This is a genomic window from Mesorhizobium sp. M8A.F.Ca.ET.021.01.1.1 (assembly GCF_003998025.1).
Taxonomy (GTDB): domain Bacteria; phylum Pseudomonadota; class Alphaproteobacteria; order Rhizobiales; family Rhizobiaceae; genus Mesorhizobium.
On sequence record NZ_RZSJ01000808.1, the window covers coordinates 1 to 2,116 of the forward strand.

Consider the following 2,116-nt stretch of genomic DNA (forward strand, 5'->3'; position numbering starts at 1 on the left):
ATCTCGTCCTCGGGCTCTTCCGGCTCGACATAGGCCGGCAGGCTGCGCGCCTCGACGAAACCTTCCGGCTTTTCGGCCAGCGCGCCGCGGAAGATCGCGTAGTGCTGGGCACCAACCGTATCGTCGGCCTCGATGGTGACGGTCAGGCCGAAGCGGCTTTCCAGTTCCACCAGCGTGCCGCGCTTGTGGTTGAGCACGTAGAGCGCGGTCGCGGCCGGCGTGCGCACCGTGATGTGGCTGCGCGAATCCTTGAGCAGGAACTCCTCGATCGCCCTTACCACCATCAACGCCACCGACGAATCGGAGCGCACATGGCCGGTGCCGCCGCAATGCGGGCATGGCTTCATGGTCGATTCCAGCACGCTGGCGCGGATGCGCTGACGCGACATCTCCATCAGGCCGAAATGCGAGATGCGGCCGACCTGGATGCGGGCGCGGTCGTTCTTGAGGTGATCCTTCAGCCGCTTCTCGACGGAGCGGTTGTTGCGGTTCTCCTCCATGTCGATGAAGTCGATGACGATCAGGCCGGCAAGATCGCGCAGCCGGAGCTGGCGGGCGACTTCCTCGGCCGCTTCCAGATTGGTGTGGAGCGCGGTGTCCTCGATCGAGTGCTCCTTGGTGGAGCGTCCCGAATTGACGTCGATGGCGACCAGCGCTTCGGTCTGGTTGATGATGATGTAGCCGCCGCTCTTCAGCGTCACTTGCGGCTGCAGCATGCGGTCGAGCTGCGCCTCGATGCCGTTGCGCACGAAGATCGGCGTCGTGTCGCGGAACGGCTGAACCACCTTAGCGTGGCTCGGCATCAGCATGCGCATGAAGTCCTTGGCTTCGCGGTAGCCCTCGTCGCCGGAAACCAGGATCTCGTCGATATCCTTGTTGTAGAGATCGCGCACCGAACGCTTGATCAGGCTGCCTTCCTCATAGACGAGGGCAGGGGCGGTGGACTGGAGCGTGAGATTGCGCACGTTCTCCCACAGCCGCATCAGATATTCGTAATCGCGCTTGATCTCCGCCTTGGTGCGGCTCTCGCCGGCGGTCCGCAGGATGACGCCCATGCCTTGCGGCACTTCGAGATCGGCGACGACCTCCTTGAGGCGCTTGCGGTCGACCGCGCTGGTGATCTTGCGCGAAATGCCGCCGCCGCGCGCCGTGTTCGGCATCAACACCGAATAGCGGCCCGCAAGCGACAGATAGGTGGTGAGCGCTGCACCCTTGTTGCCGCGCTCTTCCTTGACGACCTGCACCAGCAGGATCTGCCGGCGCTTGATCACTTCCTGGATCTTGTACTGGCGGCGCACCGGCTTGCGGCGGTTGCGCACTTCCTCGAGCGCATCCTCGGCGCCAACCGATTCGATCTCATGATCGTCCGGATGGGAAGAGGATACTTCCTCGAGCATCCCGCGGTCATTGTCGGCGGAAGTGGCTTCGCTGCCCTGTTCCGCCTGCGGCACGGGTTCGGAAATCACGTCGCCTTCGACGGAGGCGGCGATCGACTTGGGGCCACCGTCGCTGGTTTCGCCTTCATCCTGTTCGGAAGAACCCCCGTTATCTTCGGATGCCCCGTTAGCTTCGGATGCACCGTCACGTTCGGATGCACCGGCGTGTTCCGAGGCATCGGGTTCCATGGTTCCCGAAACGTTGGACATGTCCTCGGCGACGGCATCCGCGCCATTGTCGTTGTTTTCGTCTGTCTCGCCGGCGGCCTCGTTTGCCTCGCCGGAATCGGCCGTGCCGGCATCGCGCCTGTTTTCACCACGGTCGCGGCTCTTGCCGCCGCGCCGGCGACCGCGCCGCCCGCGATCCCGGCTCTGGCGATCGTCGCCTTCGCCGTCCTCGTTCTCTTCGTCCTCGGCCTCCTGCGCTTCCGCGCGCAGCAGTGCCTGACGGTCGGCGACCGGAATCTGGTAGTAGTCGGGGTGTATTTCACTGAAGGCGAGAAAACCGTGACGGTTGCCGCCATATTCGACAAAGGCTGCCTGAAGGGAGGGTTCGACGCGCGTTACGCGGGCGAGGTAGATATTTCCTTTGAGCTGCTTCTTGTCCTGCGATTCAAAGTCGAATTCTTCGATACGGTTACCGCGTACGACGACAACGCGTGTTTCCTCCGGGTGGGAGG

The 2,116-nt window shown here is 63.5% G+C and carries 1 protein-coding gene; it reads right to left on the bottom strand.

What is annotated here, in order from left to right; translation table 11 throughout:
* On the bottom strand, window positions 1–2,116 hold a 2,116-nt coding region (locus EOA36_RS34165), incomplete at both ends, for a ribonuclease E/G (protein ID WP_127281098.1).